13 protein-coding genes and 1 CRISPR repeat array (1 of these 14 cut by a window edge) are annotated in these 23136 nt (G+C 51.4%); all 13 genes read right to left on the reverse strand.

Going from position 1 to position 23136, the window contains the following annotated elements:
• A CRISPR array of direct repeats spans window positions 1-4947; the repeat unit is 37 nt; unit sequence GTCTTAATCCCTTCTTTATAAGGTCTGTTATTCAAAT (it extends 1924 nt beyond the left edge of the window).
• 73 nt (window positions 4948-5020) lie between these two features.
• Window positions 5021-6160: a Card1-like endonuclease domain-containing protein gene (locus CC94_RS0118595; RefSeq protein ID WP_031431774.1), complete on the reverse strand. Its 1140-nt coding sequence runs from the start codon at window positions 6158-6160 to the stop codon at window positions 5021-5023.
• Complete coding sequence (locus tag CC94_RS0118600; RefSeq protein WP_031431775.1) at window positions 6157-8244, reverse strand: CRISPR-associated ring nuclease; 2088 nt, start codon at window positions 8242-8244, stop codon at window positions 6157-6159. The genes CC94_RS0118595 and CC94_RS0118600 overlap by 4 nt, the downstream gene beginning before the upstream one ends.
• A gap of 9 nt (window positions 8245-8253) precedes the next feature.
• Window positions 8254-8559: a CRISPR-associated protein Csx16 gene (gene csx16, locus CC94_RS0118605; protein ID WP_005372356.1), complete on the reverse strand. Its 306-nt coding sequence runs from the start codon at window positions 8557-8559 to the stop codon at window positions 8254-8256.
• A gap of 163 nt (window positions 8560-8722) precedes the next feature.
• Window positions 8723-10078 (reverse strand): type III-B CRISPR module RAMP protein Cmr6, encoded by a 1356-nt coding sequence (gene cmr6 / locus CC94_RS0118615; protein ID WP_005372359.1) that lies wholly within the window; start codon window positions 10076-10078, stop codon window positions 8723-8725.
• Window positions 10079-10092: 14 nt separating this feature from the next.
• The gene (gene cmr5 / locus CC94_RS0118620; RefSeq protein ID WP_005372365.1) at window positions 10093-10452 is read right to left on the reverse strand and encodes a type III-B CRISPR module-associated protein Cmr5; all 360 of its coding nucleotides are present in this window, start codon (window positions 10450-10452) and stop codon (window positions 10093-10095) included.
• Window positions 10445-11377, reverse strand: a complete 933-nt coding sequence (gene cmr4 / locus CC94_RS0118625; RefSeq protein WP_005372367.1) for a type III-B CRISPR module RAMP protein Cmr4 — start codon at window positions 11375-11377, stop codon at window positions 10445-10447. The genes cmr5 and cmr4 overlap by 8 nt, the downstream gene beginning before the upstream one ends.
• Before the next feature lie 145 nt (window positions 11378-11522).
• Window positions 11523-12683 carry a type III-B CRISPR module-associated protein Cmr3 gene (gene cmr3, locus CC94_RS0118630; RefSeq protein ID WP_005372369.1) on the reverse strand — a complete coding sequence of 387 codons (1161 nt, stop codon included), beginning with the start codon at window positions 12681-12683 and terminating at the stop codon, window positions 11523-11525.
• Window positions 12680-15583 (reverse strand): type III-B CRISPR-associated protein Cas10/Cmr2, encoded by a 2904-nt coding sequence (gene cas10 / locus CC94_RS0118635; protein ID WP_005372372.1) that lies wholly within the window; start codon window positions 15581-15583, stop codon window positions 12680-12682. Before cas10 ends, cmr3 begins: the two co-directional genes overlap by 4 nt.
• Window positions 15580-16707, reverse strand: coding sequence for a hypothetical protein (locus CC94_RS0118640; protein WP_005372373.1), 1128 nt, complete (start codon window positions 16705-16707; stop codon window positions 15580-15582). Before CC94_RS0118640 ends, cas10 begins: the two co-directional genes overlap by 4 nt.
• A complete protein-coding gene (gene csm6 / locus CC94_RS0118645; RefSeq protein WP_005372376.1) occupies window positions 16701-17807 on the reverse strand; it encodes a CRISPR-associated ring nuclease Csm6 in 1107 nt (368 codons plus the stop codon). Before csm6 ends, CC94_RS0118640 begins: the two co-directional genes overlap by 7 nt.
• A gap of 26 nt (window positions 17808-17833) precedes the next feature.
• The gene (gene cas6 / locus CC94_RS0118650) at window positions 17834-18790 is read right to left on the reverse strand and encodes a CRISPR system precrRNA processing endoribonuclease RAMP protein Cas6 (RefSeq protein ID WP_005372383.1); all 957 of its coding nucleotides are present in this window, start codon (window positions 18788-18790) and stop codon (window positions 17834-17836) included.
• 563 nt (window positions 18791-19353) lie between these two features.
• Window positions 19354-20046: a 4'-phosphopantetheinyl transferase family protein gene (locus CC94_RS0118655; RefSeq protein WP_005372385.1), complete on the reverse strand. Its 693-nt coding sequence runs from the start codon at window positions 20044-20046 to the stop codon at window positions 19354-19356.
• A complete protein-coding gene (locus CC94_RS0118660; protein ID WP_005372387.1) occupies window positions 20036-23131 on the reverse strand; it encodes an efflux RND transporter permease subunit in 3096 nt (1031 codons plus the stop codon). Before CC94_RS0118660 ends, CC94_RS0118655 begins: the two co-directional genes overlap by 11 nt.
• Window positions 23132-23136: the final 5 nt, after the last annotated feature.

The following is a 23136-nucleotide window of genomic DNA, read 5'->3' on the forward strand; positions in this document are numbered from 1 at the left end:
AGTTGTCTTAATCCCTTCTTTATAAGGTCTGTTATTCAAATGACCTTGTAGACACTAATATTCCCGCCGTTGTTGGTCTTAATCCCTTCTTTATAAGGTCTGTTATTCAAATAGTTTTGAACATGATTATCAATGCGATGGCTGATAGTCTTAATCCCTTCTTTATAAGGTCTGTTATTCAAATCATATCTGGCTGAACCATACACCTCACCGTATGAGTCTTAATCCCTTCTTTATAAGGTCTGTTATTCAAATAGGCTACCAGGGAAACATGTACGTTCGGCACGTCCGTCTTAATCCCTTCTTTATAAGGTCTGTTATTCAAATAGGAGGCCCTGGCGTATATTGATAAACATGAGGAGTCTTAATCCCTTCTTTATAAGGTCTGTTATTCAAATCAACATTCAAAGAGAACACTACCAAGTTACCGGGGTCTTAATCCCTTCTTTATAAGGTCTGTTATTCAAATCAACATTCAAAGAGAACACTACCAAGTTACCGGGGTCTTAATCCCTTCTTTATAAGGTCTGTTATTCAAATGGTCACCAGGGAAACATGTACTACAGATTCGTTCGTCTTAATCCCTTCTTTATAAGGTCTGTTATTCAAATGTAAAAAAATCGACCTACTCGACACCAATATTGTCTTAATCCCTTCTTTATAAGGTCTGTTATTCAAATGACATCAAGGCAACATGTCCTACAGACTTGTCCGGGTCTTAATCCCTTCTTTATAAGGTCTGTTATTCAAATTTTTAAACATGGTAGACAATGCATTGACTGATATGTCTTAATCCCTTCTTTATAAGGTCTGTTATTCAAATGATCTGATCGATACCAATATCCCATCCATCGTCGTCTTAATCCCTTCTTTATAAGGTCTGTTATTCAAATATTGCATGAGCTGGAAACGGTTCAACGCGCTGGCGTCTTAATCCCTTCTTTATAAGGTCTGTTATTCAAATACCGATACAACGGTGTATTGTGACGAATCTTTAGGTCTTAATCCCTTCTTTATAAGGTCTGTTATTCAAATCGTGGGCTATGGTGTTGAGTTACTCTTGATCGAGGTCTTAATCCCTTCTTTATAAGGTCTGTTATTCAAATGGCTACCAGGGCAACATGTCTTACCGGTACGTCAAGGTCTTAATCCCTTCTTTATAAGGTCTGTTATTCAAATTAGGCTATCAAGGAAACATGTCTTATAGACATGTCTTAATCCCTTCTTTATAAGGTCTGTTATTCAAATATGAACTAGTTACTGGTAACCCAGTAAGGTACTCGTCTTAATCCCTTCTTTATAAGGTCTGTTATTCAAATAATGGCTATCAACAAAAATACCATCGTAACCCTGCGTCTTAATCCCTTCTTTATAAGGTCTGTTATTCAAATTTGCGGAGAAGCTAACTTTTGTTGGTCTGAGAAGTGTCTTAATCCCTTCTTTATAAGGTCTGTTATTCAAATGTTGAATCGATGGAACCCGGTTTCAGGGACTACGTCTTAATCCCTTCTTTATAAGGTCTGTTATTCAAATTTGAATAACATTCTAATTGGAGTAAGAAAAATGAGTCTTAATCCCTTCTTTATAAGGTCTGTTATTCAAATGAACTCTGCCGCCAATTTAGTAAAGGGCAGGGGGTCTTAATCCCTTCTTTATAAGGTCTGTTATTCAAATCTAACGTAATGGCTGATAGGGGGGGTTGATAACCCGTCTTAATCCCTTCTTTATAAGGTCTGTTATTCAAATTTATCGGCACGTCCGTTATAACGATACAACCGTGTCTTAATCCCTTCTTTATAAGGTCTGTTATTCAAATGGATTCTTGAACTAACTAACTAATAGGTGGCGTCTTAATCCCTTCTTTATAAGGTCTGTTATTCAAATCTGAACAAGCGCGCAAGAATGTCAAAAATCGCTTGGTCTTAATCCCTTCTTTATAAGGTCTGTTATTCAAATTGAGCGTAGACGCATTGTGTGTAATGTCAAATCAAGTCTTAATCCCTTCTTTATAAGGTCTGTTATTCAAATCTTAATAAAGAGCTGTATATATATGATGAGAATGGTCTTAATCCCTTCTTTATAAGGTCTGTTATTCAAATTTTATGATAGTGATAAGTCAACGCTCATCATAAAGGTCTTAATCCCTTCTTTATAAGGTCTGTTATTCAAATTATACTATACTAAAAGATTCTCAGTAACTAGAGTCTTAATCCCTTCTTTATAAGGTCTGTTATTCAAATGCCTGGGCGATGAAGACCTCATCGACGTGATTAAGTCTTAATCCCTTCTTTATAAGGTCTGTTATTCAAATAGTCGCTGAATCCGCATTGCGCGCCGAATTACTGTCTTAATCCCTTCTTTATAAGGTCTGTTATTCAAATTTGCCAATAGGAAGAAGCTTATTATGAACATGAAAGTCTTAATCCCTTCTTTATAAGGTCTGTTATTCAAATTATGTAGCGGAAAGACTATGGTCGCAATTTCAAGGGTCTTAATCCCTTCTTTATAAGGTCTGTTATTCAAATGTTTAATTAGAGGTATTATGATCACACTAACTGAGTCTTAATCCCTTCTTTATAAGGTCTGTTATTCAAATAACGCCCTGCAGGAGGGCCTAACCTTCAATGTAGGTCTTAATCCCTTCTTTATAAGGTCTGTTATTCAAATGTAAAGGCTAACTTACTAATCGAGCAGAGATTTGTCTTAATCCCTTCTTTATAAGGTCTGTTATTCAAATTCAAGGTGAGCAGCAGTTAGGATATCTAAAGACTGTCTTAATCCCTTCTTTATAAGGTCTGTTATTCAAATCCATCAAGGAAACCTGTATTACAGGTTTGTTCGAGTCTTAATCCCTTCTTTATAAGGTCTGTTATTCAAATAAGCTGGCTTCAAAGACTTTGCCTTATCAACCTATGTCTTAATCCCTTCTTTATAAGGTCTGTTATTCAAATGAAGTTTTTCCGCTGCATAGATGAAGTGCCCATAGTCTTAATCCCTTCTTTATAAGGTCTGTTATTCAAATAAACGGAAATATCAAAGTCTCTATGCTGCAGGGGTCTTAATCCCTTCTTTATAAGGTCTGTTATTCAAATTCCTATCGCATAAAGTCTACAATGATGTGCTGTCTTAATCCCTTCTTTATAAGGTCTGTTATTCAAATGATTTCTTATCCAACGTAACACTGGTTCATAGCAGTCTTAATCCCTTCTTTATAAGGTCTGTTATTCAAATTTAATTGCCCTTATCCATTCATTAACTGATAAACTGTCTTAATCCCTTCTTTATAAAGTCTGTTATTCAAATTAAAAGATTCTCAGTAATTAGAACTATAGACAATGGTCTTAATCCCTTCTTTATAAGGTCTGTTATTCAAATAACGATGTAACGCAGAATGTAGAGCTGATTCAATCGTCTTAATCCCTTCTTTATAAGGTCTGTTATTCAAATATACCCTTCAACGTAGAAGGCAGCCCAAATGATTGTCTTAATCCCTTCTTTATAAGGTCTGTTATTCAAATGTTCGGTACACCGACACTACGGTGTACATGGACGGTCTTAATCCCTTCTTTATAAGGTCTGTTATTCAAATTAGGTCATGGGAAAAATTATGGGAGGAACTAAAAGTCTTAATCCCTTCTTTATAAGGTCTGTTATTCAAATGGGTTTGAGAACATCACTCAAGCTAATGGCAGTTGTCTTAATCCCTTCTTTATAAGGTCTGTTATTCAAATAAGGCTCTACAAATGACTACAGAGTGGAAAAGGAGTCTTAATCCCTTCTTTATAAGGTCTGTTATTCAAATACATTTGGCTAAATGGCTCTTCGGAGCGCTTGAGCGTCTTAATCCCTTCTTTATAAGGTCTGTTATTCAAATTCATATATCAAACAACTATATCCCAATGATGAGGTCTTAATCCCTTCTTTATAAGGTCTGTTATTCAAATTCTCAGGCTCTATGGAACGGCTAAGCTTCAAGAAGTCTTAATCCCTTCTTTATAAGGTCTGTTATTCAAATCTAGAGTCACGGCGAAAAGGTTAGAAGAATTTCAGTCTTAATCCCTTCTTTATAAGGTCTGTTATTCAAATGGATTATTGAACTAAACTTAAAACCGACTATCTTAGTCTTAATCCCTTCTTTATAAGGTCTGTTATTCAAATGTCATGTTAGAGAAAGAAGAAGAAGCTAAACGAAGTCTTAATCCCTTCTTTATAAGGTCTGTTATTCAAATGGATTTGAACCTTAAATTCTTTTATAAAAAATTGTGTCTTAATCCCTTCTTTATAAGGTCTGTTATTCAAATGAATACATGAATCAAAAATTGATGAGCCACATTCTGTCTTAATCCCTTCTTTATAAGGTCTGTTATTCAAATACTTACTTTTGAGAGGGATCATCTATGGAGATTTTGTCTTAATCCCTTCTTTATAAGGTCTGTTATTCAAATTAAAGATATGAACAAATACAACGCAACGATCGAAAGTCTTAATCCCTTCTTTATAAGGTCTGTTATTCAAATTCACAAAGCCCAAAAGCTCGCATCTGACGCACTCGTCTTAATCCCTTCTTTATAAGGTCTGTTATTCAAATCTATCATGTTATTTCACATTGAAACTTTAGGTGAGTCTTAATCCCTTCTTTATAAGGTCTGTTATTCAAATAGACGTTAGTGAATTTATTGACAATGACGCTTTGTCTTAATCCCTTCTTTATAAGGTCTGTTATTCAAATATGAAAATGACAAAGATGTTAGTGAATTTATTGACAGTCTTAATCCCTTCTTTATAAGGTCTGTTATTCAAATTAGAGTGCGCTAATCACTAGCGCACTCTTTACGCTGTGTCTTAATCCCTTCTTTATAAGGTCTGTTATTCAAATTTCGAACATATTAAAAGACAATACGACTATTTAGGTCTTAATCCCTTCTTTATAAGGTCTGTTATTCAAATAGCTCGTTCATACTCTCCTCTATTTTTCAGATGGTTACAGATAGGGTTGCCAAGATTTTTCATATTTGAAAAGTTAACCGTTGGGACTGAGCCATTTTTTCAGTTGCTGCTGTAAATTCTTCAGCTCGGAAAGACTACAAAGCGTAATGTTCAGTTCTTTTGCACGGGCACGGCTGCTTTTGTCCAGCGTATTGAAACTGATCAGCATGGCCTTGCCCTGCAGGCCGCCCATCAAATCTCGCAGGCTGTCGAGTTTATACAATACATCCGCGCCTTGCGTCGAGTCCCTATAGCTTTTGGTTTTGCATTCGATTAAATGCAGCCGGTTAGCTTTGATCAGGCCGATGTCGATTTCGTTCTTTACGGCTGTTTTTCCGGCAGGGTGCCGGCTTATCGTAATGTTACAGGCAATATCCTGGATGCCCGAAGCTTTCTTCAGCCCCAAGCATTCCGCATAGGCGAACATTTCCAGCCAGCCGCCGTTGGCGGTAAAGCGGGCCTGCGCATCAACGAATTTCAGGGAATGGCCGTTGATCCTGCATAATCCCGCTTGCTCGAATAAATCCAGCAGCTCCCAGAGATGAGGTCGGGATTGAGGGCCAGAGTCGATTTCGACAGTCAATTGAGGGTTATCCGCATTCAGCGCCAGATAATTCAGCGTACTCAATTCGGACGCATAGCGATCGATGTCGGCGATCAGTTGGCGCGTCAGCCGGCGAATGGGTTCGGCAACGCCGGCAGGTTCCGGAATTTCGACTTTTTCGGCGCCATAGGCCATCAGATAATCCTTCAGTCTCAAGCAGTCGGCCAGGTCCTGCGCGGGTTTGCCGGGCGACAGCCAAAGCAGCCGGTCCTGTTCCGGATGAATGTAATAAATGGGCAGTTCGCAACTGCGGAAGGCTTCGTAAGCGGCAATGCTCATCAGTTTGGTGCCGCCGGTCGCATTGAGGGCGATGCCGCCGTCCGGATATTGCGCAAGCAGGTCGAGTATCCGGTCGCTGATGTGTTCCGCATCCCAGGGGTTGTCGATCGTACAACGTTCGATACGGATGCCGCGCGGCTTGAAGATGTTTTCGAGCGCCTGGCTGCGCTCGGTCATATCGGGGCTGACCAGCATCACGACTTTCTGCGGACGCAAGCTGTCGTCTAGGATCGGCGTAATGTTGGGTATCGGCTGCGCCGATACCAGGATCAGGTGAGTGCTGATAGTCATGGGTTCTCAGTAAGCTGGATGTAGAGTTGAGCGTCAATGCGCTTGAGCAGTTTTTCCTTGTGCTGGGCGCTAAGAAAGCTGTGGACGAAACCTTGCTTGATCATCGCCAGCACATCCCATTGGCTGAGCCGGTAACCGGACATGGCCGCCGCGGCGAGATATTCGTCCGCCAGGCTGGTGCGGCTGATGCCGGGGTTGTCGGTGCACAGGGTCAACGGCAGCCCTTTGCGCCAAAGTTCCATCAACGGATACGGCGGACAATCCCGGCTTTCGGAATAGCGCGGGTCATGAAAGCCGACAACTTCGCGGTTGGAAGTGGGGCACAGTTCCAGGCAGATGCTGCGGTCCCGGAAACGTTGCGCGAGTTTGTCGTTGTCGTTCAGAGTCAAACCGTGGCCAATGCGATCGGCATGCAGATGATAAGTTGCCTGCCAGATGGATTCGGCGGCTTCGCCTTCGCCGGCGTGAATGGTGATCGGCAAACATTCCGCAAAAGCGGGGTTGAAAAGATGCGCGATAGCCTCCGGTTGAGTTTGTTGTTCGTCGCCGGCCAAATCCAGCCCGGCGATGAAATCGGGCAGTCGCCGCTTGGCGATAACGGCTTGACGGATGGTATCCGCAAGTTCGATTTCCTTGGCGCGGCGATCGGCGATGATGATAAAGCGAAAGCAAGGTTTTTTTTCTGTCGGCAAACTTGTCAGGCTGTCATTCAAGGCCTGATGGAACGACTCGAGAAATGCCAGGCTGTCGCCGTATTTTTGCGGGCTGCCGCGCAGCTCGATATAAGCCAGTCCTTCGGCAACGGCCTGATCGACCACGGCCTGCGCGTAAGGCGCAATCGCGGCGGGATGACCGAGCAAGGCCGAGCCGGTCAATTCGCCGGGACGTTCGTAAGCGGCAAAGCCTTTTTCGTGCCGTTGTTTCAGCCCGATGCGCGGCTCGGTAACGTACCAGAGATTGTGCTGTAATTGCTGATCGCTGGAGTGAAGCAACAAGGCGGCTGTCCGATGGCTGCGCGTGCCGTTGGCTTTCAGGGATACGGGCCAATCCCAGGCCCATGTTTCCGCTTGCAGCAGCGGCTGGCAATCCTGAAGCGCTTGCCGCTGTTCCGGCTCGGTCAGATTTCGCCAAATCGCCTGAGCGACATGGCGCTGGGCATTCAGATCCAGGCAGCCGCCGAGGTGGCGGTGTAAATCGGCCTTAGGCAGAGCGGTTAACCAATCCCGATGGTTTTCGGTCAGACGGGAATTACGCAGTTGATCGATTCGGCGAGGAGGCAAGCGATACAGGCTACGCCAGTTTTCGTGCGTTTCATCGCGGCTGATGTCCTGCAGGTAGTTGCCGAACAGGCGGCTGCTGGCTTTTTCGCGCTTGGACAGTTCCTGGCCGAGGCTCGCGCCGCTATCGGCAAAAGTGGCGATTTGACCGGCCTCGGGCAACGGAAGCGGATAGTCTTCGGTTTTGATGGGCTCAGCCGCATCGACTTTGATATCCAGCAGGTCGCTACGGACGGTCTGGCCGGCAACCAAGGGCGTCACCAGCGCGGCCCACTCCGGGGGCAGCGGCTGGGTAAACACCGACGGCAGCGCCTCGCGAAACTCCTTCGGCAACCCATCGGCGCTGATCACATGCAGCAATGCCTGACAGCCCAGCAAGCTGCCGGCCCATTGCATATCCGCGCTCATCGTTTTCCGCCCGCCGGCAAGCGACAGCACGACCTGGCCGCCGCCGCTGTGGTGATGCGCCTTGAGGCAGGCGCGCACGATCAATTCGCGAATGGCGGCGCATTCCTGCTGCGTGGCAAGCTGGTCGGTGCTTTCTGCCCGCCACACTCTAAGAATGGGCGAGCGCGGCCAGCAGGCAATCCACGCTTTCAGGGAATCGAGGCTTCTTTGCGTGCCCTGGGTCGTACAGACCCAGATCTCGTCTGGCTCGGCAAGCCTATATTGTGCTCTAAGGCCTAACAGTTTTTCACGTTGGGGATGATGGTGGTAGAGCGGGAATTTCCCGGGGGCCAGAAAGGCGTAGACTTCCGGAACGACGGCCCAACTGGCGCCGAGGGTACAGAGGAGAATGTTACGCATGGTTTTTTCTTATTGTAATGGTTCATCGCTTTTCTTGAGCCGGTAGCGTTCCAGTTTGGCTCCGAAAGCGACCATCTGTTCGGCGGTGAGCTCCCTACCCCGCCAGTCTTCGGGAATCCGGAGGGACAGATGGATATAGGAAGCGCCTTTCTCGCAAACCTCCGCGACCAGATTGACCGGGAGGCTACCGATAACGGTATCGCCCGAATCGATCATGTCGATGTCCAGATGAGCGAGCTGATGGTCGACTACGATGCCTTGCTGCCGTGCCCAGTCGATTGCGCCGGAGTGGCGGGTAATGAAGTAAGTGGTCATGATTCAAATGTGTTGCCTGAAATCAAGTTATCGGTAGGTTTGTCCCCTACTTGTTGATCGAGTAGCGACCATATAATCACCTCGATTGGCTGATGCCGCATATCTAAAGGAATAGGTATGGATTCTGGGACGTGTTCAATTATCAGCCGAATGGGTTGCATGGTTATTGCTCCATCAATTTTAAAACGTCTCGTGTCCGGACATATTCTTTGTCTTTGCTTGGGTCTTTTTTCTGGGTCATCGGCCTCCAGTCGCCTGCCTGTTGCATCAGCGATTGAATCCGTTCCAAAATCGATTGTTTATCCGTGCTTTGCCATTGCCCAGTTTTTACGGCATCCAGCAACACCAAATAATCTTTTTTGTTGGGGTCTTTTTTGTCTTTCAATAATTGGGCAATATCACGCTCAAACGGGGGCAAGTCGGCCAGCCGATTTTCGGCTTCTTGTTGCGCGGCCTCAGCCCTTGCTTTTTGCAGGCGCTGTTCCTTTTCGTCGCGAAATTTCCGTTCCCCGTTTTCGTCTCGGCGCATTTGCCCATAACCCACCGCTGTTTTCGCACCGAATCCCAGCCAATCGAAAGCATAGTGAAAAACTGTTTGCAATAATGCTTGCCAATTCTGCTGTAACGCTTCCGGTAAACGCGCCGTTGTACAGGTGCAGTAAAAATCAAATCGGCTGCCCGGCGGTACAGTTAGAAAGACGTTGGGAATCGGCTGCTCGGAATCGTGCGAGGCATTTTTACCCTGGAAGTAACCGCCGTGGTGCGGGGTCAGGATGTCCATTGCCAGATTTTTGCATTGCGGGTAAACATCCCAAAAGCTGAGTGCGCCTTGCAAACTGATGTTATCGGATAGTGAAGTCAGAAAAATTTCTGGGTCGCTTTTGTATTTTGCCTGTTGCGGCTTACCGGATACAGTGGCCTCAATCATTTTATACAGGGATTGAAGATCATATTTACCTTGAGCAACCCACGATTGATAGGCCGCTTGTCGGCGTTGAGCTTCTTCAACCAAAATCGTGTCGCCTTTGTAAGGCTTTTTGTTAATTGCGGCGTTCCCGGCCTCAAAACCAAACAACCACCACACCGCCAGCATATCCCAATCTTTAGTTTCACCATATAAACCTAAAGCCAGTTCTTCAGCGGCGGTGCGCAACGCGCCTTTCACGCTGGAACCGGGCAAATACGGCAAGCCGTAAGGATTTAAAAAGGCGAAGCCATTTTCCAGCGGGTGTTCGTTGCCGATGCCGGTCATGAACGGCGACGTGCTTATTGCCGGAAAATAATCTAGAGCATCGTTTTGCAAGGCAATGGTTTGCTGGCGTTGACGCAGGGCTTCGGTCATTTTGCGGCAAGCATCGGGTAGGCTGGTGGCTTTTTTCAGGGCGGCGGTCTTTTCACCATCCGCTTTAGTCCAATCGTCACGCCATACCGGAAAATACAGACCGAAACGGTGGCCGGGCGGAATGTCTTGACCGGACAAATGTTTTTCCATGTAATGAGGTAATGCCGCTTTGGTCATTTGTATATTCCTCTTTATTGGTTGATTGCCGCAAATTGACGTATCCAGCGCAGCAGCGCCAAGGTTTCTTCGGTGGCTTTGCGGTATTTTTGACTGTCGGTTTTTAAAAGCACCCCCATCATTTTGTCGAAAGGTACTGAGACATTTTCTTGATGTGTGAAATAAGCGGCCAGCCAGTCGATAATATGCTTATTCAAAGCATGATGATGTGGCTTATTTTTGTCTTGGTAAAACGCCAATGTCTGCATCAAGCCATTGCTCATAATCAAGGCTGGTGCACCTTTAGCTAATTTTGTGTAGTCGTCGCTTTGGCCCTGCACTTGTTGCCAGGCATAAGCCGCGCGTTTTTGATCCAGACTGGGTAACTTACTCATGTCCGCCTCCGACAATCGAGCAAACGATTTGCCCACGTCCGGTACTGGCGTCGCCGCCAAATTGCACCATGCGGCCTTGCAAGGCTTGCCAGTTTTCGCCGTCATTGACCAGCGTATTGATGATCTGTGTGGCGTCCATGCGATTTTCCGCGCTGTCTCCGCGTCTGTAACGTTCCTGACTCGCCATGATGACAGTAAATAGGATGCTTTCGGGTGGCAGGTTTTCTGTATAGAACAAGGCACCGCCATCGGCTGTACCGCTGATGTCGTCGATCCGGACATGAGGCTCGACTACCGTTGAATTAACTACAAAATAATGCAGTTCGTCATCGGATAGCAGTACCAAATCGTCCGCTAATTTTTTTCGGAAATAGGCAAAATCGTCTGATTCCGGCAATGCATTTGCGGCTAGCCATTCGGCAACCTGTTTTAACGCAGGGTCAATTTGCGGCTCAAGTTCGTAGGCTTCCAAAGCCAATTTGCTATCCGTCATTAGATCAGGGTTTATGATCCGGCATTTGCCGCTTTCCAAATTCGGAATTACCCAGTCCACCTGAGTTTTCGCCAGCGCCAATTGCCGTTTCAATCGGGCCAGCAACAACGGCGAGGTGGCATAAACATAACCGGCTTTCGGGCAGCGCACCGGAAAGGCGGCCAGTTGCCCATCACTAAAACTTAATGCGCCGGCATGTTCGGAGGCATCATTCTCCGGCCCAAACAAACGATTCAGCAGTTTGCTGCTTTTGTCCTGCGCCCAATAATCATGGCGAATTGCGCCTTTGATGCCGGAACCGGCCATCATGGGATATTCGGTATGGCGTTCGCGCTGAATGGGGTTGTCGATTAAGCCGCCAACCGCCGTGCCGGTGCCCATGTGAACCGGGCTGACGCAATATAAGAATGCTATTCGGGTTTCCTGAAACATCGTGTCTCCTAAAGATTCGCTAAGATAATGAAAAACGATTAAGTAGGTCGGGTTAGCTCGATAGAGCGTAACCCGACAAACGAAGCCTTCATGTCGGGTTACGGCTAACGCCTAACCCGACCTACGCAAATGGCGGCATTCGCGCTTATGGCCATACCCCAATCATGATATTGTTGAAACCTTCCGCCCGCCGCTTGTCGTCAGGATACGCATCCAGATGAAATAAACCGTGTTCGACAAGCTTTTGAAGAGCCATGGTTTCGCCTTCGAATTGATCGAACCAGTAAACGCTGCCCGTACTGACGGCTTTGAGCGCGGGCTTGGGTTGATTGTTGGCGATGTCCCAGCCACTGATGGTTTCGGCGCGCGAGGTGCTGGCAGTTATCAACTTTGCGGAAAAGCCAGGGGGTTGCCAAAGACAAGCACCGTTTTGCTGTGTCATGCCAGGCAACAGCCAGCCTTGTTCGAATAAGCCGGGCGTGGTCAGCGTCAGGCGAAAACGGCGCGATTTCTCGATAGCGTTCCAGTCTGGCTGCAAGACTTGCCAATCGAGCTTCAGGTGCCGAGCGCCGCGTCCATCGCCGCCCAAACGTAAAACGCCGTTTTTTGGTAACAGGTTGTTGGCTCCCTTAATTCCGGCAATGAAACCCACACAGTCAGCCAGCGCCACGGCGTCCACGGTATAAAGCTGGCCTTCTCCTGTGGTGCGGCTTTGGGTTTCCAAGGCAATACCCAACCGCGAGTCGATTTTCCAAAGGGCTTTGCTCTCCACCAGATGTTTCGCATGAATCGGTTGTCCATTAAGCCAGCTTTGAATACCCTCCTTATTCAACCACAAGCCGCCTTCGGGCTTGGCTTGTTTATCGGTGCGCAACACGGGTATTTGCGAGCATGACGAGCCGGTCTGGATGGCGTCGGGCAATCGGCGCGGTTGCAGTGTGTGAATTTTCCTGTTGTCCCCCTCGGCAACCACAACCACATCCGCAGGCAACGGCAGATAGACATCCTGTAATGTGTCCGTATCTGAATCATATTTGCCGAGTAGAAAATGGCTGATGCGGAAATCGCCTGGCTGGTCCGGCGTGCCCAAACTTTGCGCCAATGCGTCGGGTAAAGCAGCCTTGCCTTGAGCAAACTGACCAACGTCGATACCATGACCAGTCAGCAATTGCGAGCGCAAAGCACCGGCGGCCATTGAAGGCCAGGGAGGCATGACGGCTTCGCCGGTGGCGGAGCTGTCGCCGAACAATCGATTGCCGCGCAAATACAGTACATCCAAGGGTTGTAAAAAATGGAATTCGCTCATTGCGCACCTCCAGCGCGGCTGTCGCGGGCTAAAAATTCGGCGATGCCGATGAAGTGGGTGATGAAGTCGGCACACGCTTGTCCTGCCTGACTCATTCCTAACTCCACCATACGCTCTGCCAAATCATGATATTGAGGGATGCCTTGATTCTGCCGCAATAACGGGTATTCAAGCGATTGCTGTAGCAACGATTTGTAAAGAAAGGGATCTTGGAGGAACAAGGTTTGCGGCGGCAATTGCCTTAACCAGTCCTGGGCGATATAAGCCGCGCGACGCGATAAGTTGGGCTCCGCAAGTGCATCTCTCATCCGGATTAATTGCCCCATTGGGCTGTCCAGCAAACTCTCTGGATTATCTGGGTTGTTGAACCAGGGACAGGTCAATTTGACTGCGCCGCCGGAACGCTTGAGCAAATCAATAGCAAAGGCATCGCGTCCGCCGGTTTTTTTGGCGCGCTGTTCGGCGGACCTTAAGGTTTTCAGCACCTGCCCGAGTGGCGCGGCATGGTGTGCGATTACGGCTCCGCAAGAAGCGGTCGCTTTAACACCCATGACCCGGTAAAGGGTTTCATCTTTGAGTACGTAGCCGTTTTTCAATCGCAGCTCGGCTTTTTCCTGTTTCAACAGCGATTTCCATACAATTGAGGAATCGCCATTTACAGGAAATATTCCGCTATACACCAAACGCAACAGCAACATCGCCGGCAACAAATCGTCTACGGATACCATAGCCATTACATCATCGCCACCGGCGTAAAGCAGTTTGCCTTTATATAAATCCTCGACCACATAGCGCGCCAAATCCAGCGAAAAGCCGTTGAGTGCATCGGAAATCGCCATATGGCGGGCCGGAGACGGATAGCGTTTGCTTTCCAGATAAGACTTGAGCTGTTCTCGGTAACGTTGATCGATACCGCTCTTGATCTTGCTATGCCAACTGTCCTGATAGGCCAATCGGTATTTATCCTCACTGCCCGATAGCCATGCGCCCATGTTGTCGCCGTCCATCAGAATCAAGGCATAATAGGTTTCCTGAAAAAAGCCGCTAAGTTTGAATTTAATGCTGGGTTTCAACGTCTCGTTTTCACAATGGGCATCCCAAAACGAAGGCAGTTTCTTGGCCAATAAACGGGCTTGCTGATCAGCTCCGGTCATATTAAGAACCTTTTTTGGCAGGGCTGATTGTTCGGACCAGCCTTCCAGTATCGCCATCAATTCAATCGGTAAGGATTCGCGATTTGAGTTTTGTAGCCACTGTTCAAAACTCGTGGAAAAGGCCATGTCGTGAGTCGAAACCACATAGCGACTGATACTTCCTAAACCATCCACAGAATTTTTGATTTCGTCGATAAAACGCTTTGGCCACAGCCTCTTCAGCATATCCAGGGCACTCAGATGCTCGCCGTTTTTGACCCAGGACGGTTTTTGCTCTGCAACTTTTTGCCACAGGGTGTTTTGCCGCTTTCCCGGCGGCACAGCCAGTTGTGTTTGGTTAGTCGTCAGCCATTCGTATTCTCCGCTCAAAGTATTGCGGTAGCCTTGTTGCGGTTTTTGTTGAAAGGTCCGGGTGGCCTTGGCAGCGGCTGCGACTCTATCCAACAGGTCGTAAACTGCTGGATATAAAACACCGGGGTTAGGCCTATAGAACTGCCAGTCTTGCTCTGGCTGAATGGCTTGATTGAGTGTTTTCCATAATTCGCTGCCTAAAAAGCCCGGCAAATTCGTTTCAGGATAAAATGGCAGCATCGCCTCCTGCAAAGCATCAATATTCACTTTGCCCTCTTGTTGCCGGCACAACCAGGGCACGGCAGCCCAATACACTTCAGGGAAACCGTTCAATTGCTCCTTCAGTTGACGATAGCAATACAGATCGGTTTGCTTCAGTCGGGCTATTTCCAGGCATTCATCCAGCATGGCGTTAGCTTCGGCAAGAACCCATTGCCGTACTCTTGCTGTTACTTGCTCCGCAAGTTCCATTGCCATCGACGCAGGAACCAGCGCGAGAAATTTATTGGGCAGTGCCGCCGAAAACAAAGGGTTGGCATCGGTTTTGGCTTTGCGCCATTCACATTCAAATTCATCGAACCGACTTGCCGGCAAACCCATGTCTTTTTGCAGCCATAAATCCACCAGCGGTACGCCACGCAGTTGCGGGAAAATAATCGCATCCGGCCCGAGCCGCTCGCATATGATTTTCATACCTTCCCATGCGATGCGCGACAACAGATGCGAACCGGCCCATAAATCCGAGGTTGATCTCCCGGCGGCGATGAACGATTGCACCGGCCCGAAACTGACATTGAGCAAAGCCGGCTGCTCGTTCGGGTCTGCCGCAAATGCGCCGCAAAACGCCGAGGTCAAATCCAGGTGCGCCCAGATGGTATGATCGGGAACGCGGGTATCGGCAGGCAGCAAGCGCCACAAATGGCCGATGCCTTTCGGGTTAAGTTCCGGACCAAAACGCCAGAAACCGAGCAAGGTTTTTTGCCAATCAATAGCATCTTGTGCATCCCGCTCAATCAATTCCAGAAAATAGTCGGTGCTAAATGCCTTGATATGCGCGGGGTCGATATTTAATTTTCCCATCAGTTCCGCCGAATCACCGGTCAACGGATGTTTGATTTCCGGCGCTTGATCGAAGCGGACTTGCGCCCAGGCGGCATAGCGATTGTCCTTATCTTGCGGAAATTGCGGCCGGTCTGCCGCCGAAGCCCAATGGTCGGATTTCTCTATCCACGCTTTGGTTTCAGCATCAAGACCGTTTGGAAAAAACGTCTTGAACAACGCGCGCGTCGTGCCCCCTTCGTGTCCGGCCGGGTCGCGCATCAAGACCAGCGCTTTTTCGGCAGGATCGTGGACGCGGGCGGCGAGTTTGGCTTGCCAGAGGGTGTTGTCTTTCATGATTGGATCCTTTTGATTTCTAAGCCTTGCGCTTTCAAGCCGTTCAACGACTGATGGACGGATTGCCAAATTTCGATTTGTTGTTGAATAGACGGTGCATTTTTCAATCCTTGGGTCATTTCCTTCGGCAGTGCGCAGGGCAAATGAAAAATGATTCCAGCAAAATTTTGTCCTGAACGAATGATTTTAAAGCGAAGTTGATTAGCTAAACGACCGTTATTGCCCCAGGCGTTTACTTTATGGTTAGTCACCGGGTACGCCAGCAGATGACGTTTTTCAAAGCCGCCAGGATGAGCATTAGGAAAAGGTAAATCGGTTCGAAATTTGATTTTGGTTTGTGCCAAATCTTTCATAACGAGTTGCCAGTTATTTCGCTCCGGTGTTTGCCAAATCAATAAGCCTTCGTCATCCGAGCCAATCGCGTGCGGCCATTCCTGGGACAAGCAGTCTTTTAATGGTCGGCTAAATTGCGTTAGATCGGCTTTACCATTTAACAAAACGGTATTGTCTTGAAGTTCGGCTAGTCGCGACGTAGGCGTCGCTCCCACATCGGCTTTTAGTTCAACGGAGCCCCAAGCATTACGGGAGCGTCCGCCTAAAGTGCCGAACCAATGGATGAGTTGCAGGGTTTGGTTGAAGGTTGTTTGTTCGCTTTCGGGGTAAATTAGGGTCAGTCGGTTTTGTTCATTGGCATTGATTGCAGGTGCATGAACGATGCCATTATTGAAATGTAGCGGACCATAGGCCAGATATGTTTCTGGAGCCATAGAGCGCAATTTGCCGGTATTCCTGTCTTTTACTTCGGGATGAGTAATGCGATTGCTTGCTGGTGAATCAACCCACCGCTTAAGCTCACCTGCTTTTTGATGTTCGAGTTTTATCCGCACCCGGCTACGCATCGCCCACGCTTGATGATCCCTATCTTCCAACCAGGCATGCCCAAACAACCGCCCTTCGGCCTCGCGCACTTCCTGCCAGTGGTAGCCATATTGCTTGGCCACCGCGATGCGCCACCAGTGTTGCAACAACGCCTTGAACGGCGGTGTACGCCAGGCCGACTGTTGCTCGGCATCGCCCAGAAAGCCCGGGCAGTTGAAATGGATAAGGTAATCTACTCTCAGCATGTTCGCTCCTGTTGAAATTGAATCTGTTCCGCTTCAAGTGCTATCCGATACCGCGTCCTCGGCCGTTTTCCTACCGCCTGGATCAAGTAAGCCCCTGCAGCCTGTTGCAAAGCCCGGCCGAGCACCTTGTTGATCCGCGATTTGCGCTGTTCGAAAAACGCTTTGCTCATGCCGCCCCGCAAGGCGGCCTCGGTGCGGTCCGCTCCGCCCAGTTTTCCGGTGATTCGGCGGTAATGGCGTAAATATTCGGCGCCGTAGATTTCATCGGGCGCGCCATCACTGGGGCATGGCGGCGACGCCAGGCCATCGGCCTGGCGCTGCAGCAGCCAAAGGTAGAAGGCCAGGTCGGCCGGGATCAATTTAACTGGCGTCCCTTGGGCAATGAGCAGGCGCCTGTCCGGATCGATCGTCAAATGCGCCGGCCCCAGCGCGGCCTGGGCATTGGCCACGGTCCGGCTGAAGCTGCTTTTGCCGTCGAGCAGCGTCCGGTCCAGCCCGTGCCTGAGCCGCACGAAGGCAATGTCGGCCAGGATCACGTCGGCATGCCGGGTATCCAGGGGTTTACGGCTGGGGTCGTTGCCGTAGATCACCTGGGAATAGGGCGTCGGATAATAAAACTGCGGATGCGATTCATAGTCCGCCGAAACCAGCACATGGCTGAGGCGGTCCTGTTGCCGCCCATACAGGGACAAGGCATAGCCGGCATAAAAACCCATGGTCTTGCGGCCGCCGGCAATCGAGACATGCAAGGCGGTGTCCGGGTCGGCGGTGAAAGTTCTGATCCATTCGGTAATGCCGTCGGCCATGGCCTGGTTGTCGGCCTGGCTGCGGATGTCGTTCAGGGCCCGGCCGCCGGCGCATTGCAGAACATGGATGGACCGTTCGGAAAAATCCGGCCGGGGCAACCGGTAATCCTGGAAAAAACGCGCCAGCCAGCCGTCGTTGATCAAGGTCAGCCGGGCGCGCTGATAGCCTTCCGCCGTGGTCAGGATATGAATGGCCGTCGGCAGCGGCTCGCCCTGCCGGTGCAAGGCATACAGCGTTTCGGTGACGACTTGCGGAGTCAGGCCGGTTACGGCGAGTAAAATCTGGCTGTTCATCCGGCTATTGTCTCCGCTCCCCAGGTTTATCGGTTATCCGACAAGCTTGCCGCGCGGATCGCATAGGCGCCCATGCCCATGCTGGTGGCTTTGCCGACATGGGTCCACTGCCCTATCCAGAGATAGGGCCAGAAATCTTCCAGACCTTGGGTGTCTAAAACGACATTTCCAATTACGCCGCCCATGTTCATCTCGGCTTGCTGACGGGAGGAATAGCGCGTCCAGTCGTACCATTCGAGCCGCCGGCTGGCGAATTGCACGGTTTTGGCCTTGGCCGCGAGCCCGGCGAAGTCGGTTTCGAGCGGCGTATCGGTATGGAAATAACTGATCATCGAGATGCGCCTGAGCAGGGTGCCGAACAGCGCGCCGAAATTGAAGCCGTCGGGCGAGAGGTTTTTTCCGTCCTGTTTGATGCGCAGCGGCGAATGAAACGTCATCTGTAATTGTGCCGGCATGGGAGGGAGCGGCGGAACAGCGGCTTGCCGTTGTGGCTGGAGTTCCCCGTCTTGATAGATCGTTTGGGCGCGCCCCTGGGGGTCGACCTCGTCGACTTTCCGCAAAGCAAACACCTGACGATGGCCGCCAATGCCTTCCTGCCCCGCCGTCTGTAAAGCATGAACGATATAGGGAAAAAAGCGTTGGCCATGCCCGAACAGAATGACGTCCAGGCTGTAATCATTCTCAGGGGATAAATTTTCCGGAAAGCGCAGGACAAAGGGATGGGGGATGGCGGTGTATTTGCGCATTTTTTCAGCACCGGCCGGCGGCGGCGTTTCAAAGATATAGCTATAGGCGCAAGCGTTCTTTAACAAGCATTGGTTGCAAGGCGTATTTCTTACCACGCAAACCGTCCTCTTTAAGGCATGCCCAAAGGCGCCGCGCCAGGCTGAACCCGGATACTCCGGCAAACGCCGGAGACCGGTTGACATGAAATAAAAGCGGTATTGCCTGACGGGAATGACGGGATGAATCGTTGTTGCCATGAGAGACCTCCATGTTCGCTATCTTTTCAGATTCTAACCAGTGAAGTCATTATTGACAAGCTTGCCACAACCCGAAGCTTCGAGTCCCAAGGAGAAGCCTACGTAAAAGCGGGCGCCATTTTCCCGGATGCGCTTCACAAAAAGATGGAGCGCTCAACAAAGGCGAGATGCCGAGCGTGAAACGACGAAAAACCGCATCCTAGAGCATTTTCGTTTTGGGTGCACGGTCATAAGCCATGCCGCAAAGTGAGGGGAAGCGCGTCATTCCGGCAGGGATTGCCGGACGACTGCAGGGATGCAGGAGATACGAGCCCAAGGAAGGGCGAGGTAGATCGCGTCGGGAACACGCGATCGAGAGCAACGCAGGGAGCGGTTGCCGAATCCAGAAGCCAGGGATGGCAAGCTTTAATGCATCCCTGCAGTCTGGATCTCGGCACAAATCTGTCTGGAACAGATTTGCATTGACCCGAAGGGGGCCAGGCAGGAAAGCCTGGCATGAATCCCTGCCGAAATGACGGTTTGACTTAACGGCATTATCTCCCTATAGGCGATATGAAAATGCTCTAGCGTTTCCCGCAAGCGATCGTCAATGCTCCGCTCATTTCGGAATCCGGTTCCAGATCAAGCAAATGCCAATCGGAGGCAAGCCCGCAAGGCTCGGGCAATGCCAAAAATCCGGCAGCGCCGACCGTCGTCGTGATAACTCCGGCCACGCCCATGCCGATGCCCGCTCCGACCGCCTTAACCAGACTTTCCTTGCGCGTCCAGAACCGGTAGAACGCTTCCCGGCGCCTATCGGGCGGCAACCGCTGCCAATGCGCCAATTCCTCGGGCGCGAGAATTTCACCGGCTAGGCTTTCCGGATCGTGGCGCGGGTCCCAAACCTCGACATCCACGCCCAGCTCGCGGCGGCCGACCGCCAGTACCATGCGTTCGCCGGAATGCGACAAGTTGAAGCGCAACGTTTGCGGTTCGCCGTTGTTATCCAGTAAATACGGTTTACCCAGCGCCTGCCGGCCGAAGCGGATCACTTCCGGGGAATTTTCCAGATAACGGCTCAACAGCAAACGTACCTTGCCGTGGCAAACGACATAGCGGCGCCGGTGCAGCTCGCGAACGAAGCGTTGCGCGGTTTGCCGTTCCTGTTCCGACAGCCAGCGCCCATATTGCCGGTATTCGGCCTCGCCGGCCTGCAAAGTTTCGTACCAAACGTCGACGTCCTCGAATGTCGAAAAAGGTTTGCGTTCAACCGGCATCGCCGCTCCGCCGTTGAAAATCCTGCAACACCGCATAGCAAACCGGGGTCAGCAGCAGGCTGGCGAACATGCCGAACAGCAGGCCGGCCGCCAGCGACAAGGTCATCGGCACCAGGAATTGCGCCTGCTCGCTGGTTTCCAGCAGTGTCGGCAGGAAACCGGCGAAGTTGGTGACGAAGGCCAGAAAGATCGGCCGGAAGCGGGCCGAACAGGCTTCGGCGACCAGCGTCAAACGGTCGGATACCCGCGCTTCATGTTCGTGAATGTAGTCGAGCAACACCATGCTGTCGTTGACCACCACTCCGCTGGCCGCGATCATGCCGACCAGGGATTCCATCGACAACGGCATGCCCAGCGCGGCATGGGCCAGCACCGCGCCGCACCAGGCCATCGGCGCCGCCAGCAAAAACACCAAAGGCAGCGCATAAGAGCGAAACGCCACCGCGATGATCGCGTAAATCACGCACAACGCAATCGCGGTATTGTTCGCCAGGGCCTGCAGGGTTTGCCGCTGTTCCTGGCGTTCGCGGCCCGGATCGGCGCTGAGGCCGGCAAAACGAGTTTGCAAGGCCGGCAGCACCTGCCGCTCCAGATCGGTATATATCGCATTCAAATCGGCTTGCGCCGGATCGATCCGTGCCGCCACTTCCAGGACCCGCCGACGGTCGCGGCGGATCATTTGCGACACGCCCGGCTCGAATTCGACCTGGGCCACCTGCGCCAACACGGTCTTTTTATCGTCCGGCAACGCCACAGGCAAGGTATAGAGATCATCCAGCGAACGGCGCTGCCCGAGCGGCAACCGCACCATGACCTTGACCTCGTTGCGGCCGCGCTGAAAACGCTGCGCCTCGACGCCGTAATAAGCGTGGCGCACCTGTTCGGCCAGATCGGCCGCTTTCAGCCCCATCGCTTCGCCGGCCGCGGTCAATTGCAGGCGCAGCTGCGGCTTGCCGGCGATGTTGGAATCCAGCACATCGTAAACGCCGGGATAGGCCGCCAAACGCTTTTTCAGGTCCGTGCCGGCGTCGCGCAGCGCTTGCGGATCGTCGGCGGACAGATTCAGCACGATGTCGTACGGCACGTCGCCTTCGCGGACGATGAAGTCCAGCCGCGCAAAACCCAGCTCGCCGATGCGCCGCCGCCATTCGCGCACGAAGTCGTCCACCTTGATGCGCTGCCGTGCCGCGTCGGAGAGTTCCAGCCATAAACCGGCTTCCTGCTCCCAGATCAGCGTCTCCTGGCCGACCAATAAACTGAAACCCGGTTCGGCCTTTTCCAGTTCGTCGCGGTAATCCAGCAAGGCCTTTTCCACACGTTCGGCCAGACGCCGGGTTTGCTCCGGCGCGGTACCGGGCGGCACGGTTAAACGGGCCCAGAACGCGTCCTTGCTGATGTCGGGATTCATCGCCCGGCGCACATGCCCGCCGGCATACAGCCCGCCGGTCAGCAACAGCAAGGCGGCGAACAGCGACAACACCAGATAGCGCCAGGCCAAGGCCTTTTCCAGCAGTGGCCGGTAACGCCTGGCGACCCAGCCTTCCAGCAGGCGATTCAAGCGTTCGCGCCAGCGCGCCAATGCCCCGTTATCCGCGTTATTCTCCGCCGGCGCCGCCAGATGCGCCGGCAAAATCAGCAAAGCTTCCGCCAACGAAAAGACCAGGGTCAAAATCATCACCCAGACGATGGGCCGCATCATCGCCCCGCTCCACCCCGGCAGAAACAGCCCCGGCAAGAATGCCGCCACGGCAATCGCAATCGACAGCAACACCGGCAGCGCGACCTTGCGGACGCCGGCCGCGGCGGCGCGCAATGGATCGGCGCCCGGCTTTTGCTGTTCGCTGTGCACGCTTTCGCCGATGATGATGGCGTCGTCCACCAGAATGCCCATCGCCAGCAAAAAGCCGAACAGCGACAGCATGTTCAGCGACAGCCCCAACAGCGGCATCCACCACAGGGCGCCCAGCACCGAAGTCAAAATGCCCATGCCGGCCCACCAGGCCACCCGGGCGCGCAAAAACAGCGTCAGCACCAGCCAGACCAGAATGAAGCCGCTCAAGCCGTCTTCCAGCAAGGTGTCGATACGCTGGTCGAAGGCGATCGAATCGTCCCACCAGGTTTTCAAGTGCAAACCGGGCGGCAAAGTCGTTTGCGCGCGCGCCACGTAATCGCGCACGGCCTGGGCCACGGCGATGCCTCCCGCTTCGGCGTGAATTTCCCAGCCCTGCGCCGGCAGGCCGTCGTGGCGCCATTGCAATACCTTTTCACCCAGGCCGTCGCCGACCGTCGCCACATCGCCGATCTTTATCGTGCCGCCGTCGGCCAGGCCGAGCAGCGGCAATGCGGCCACCGCGTCGCCGCTGACGGCACCGGCCTGTACGTGCAACAACAAATCGCCGGTCGGCGTCTTGACCGGACCGCCGGCCAATGCCGGCGAGGCGCGCCGGATCGCTGCCGCCACTTGCTCCAGCGTCAGGCCGTATTGCTGCAGGCGCTCGGCGCGCACCTCCACGCCGATCTCGTATTGCATGCGGCCGTAATCGACCGCCTGGGTCACGCCGGGCAAGGCCGACAATTCGGCGCGTATCCGCTCGCCCAGATCTTTCAGGCGCAACGGCTCGGCGTCGCCGTACAAGGCCACCCAGATCACGCCGTCGTCGCCGTCGCGCTGCGCTTCGCGCACGTCGATCTTTTCCACCGCCGCCGGCAGCCGGGTCAAGGCGTCGATACGGCCGCGCGCCGCGCTCATCACCGCATCGCGTTCGTGGCCGGGCAACACGCCGACCTTGATCTGGCATTCGCCCTCGAATACGCTAGTATCCAGATGCCCGATGCCCGGAAGATCGTAAATCGCCTCTTCCAGCGGAATACAAAGCCCGGTTTCGACATCGGCCGGCCCGGCGCCGGGATACACCGCAACGATCTCGAACTGGCCGGGGCTGAAACGCGGATAAACGTCGCGCTCCAACGTCAGCAAGCCGCCCACGCCGCCGAGCCAGATCAACAGCATCAACAAATTGGCCGCGACCGGATTGGCGGCGAACCAAGCCAACGGCGAGCGCGGGCGAAAGGCCGACAATTTCATGGCCC

Source organism: Methylomicrobium agile, assembly GCF_000733855.1.
GTDB lineage: Bacteria > Pseudomonadota > Gammaproteobacteria > Methylococcales > Methylomonadaceae > Methylomicrobium > Methylomicrobium agile.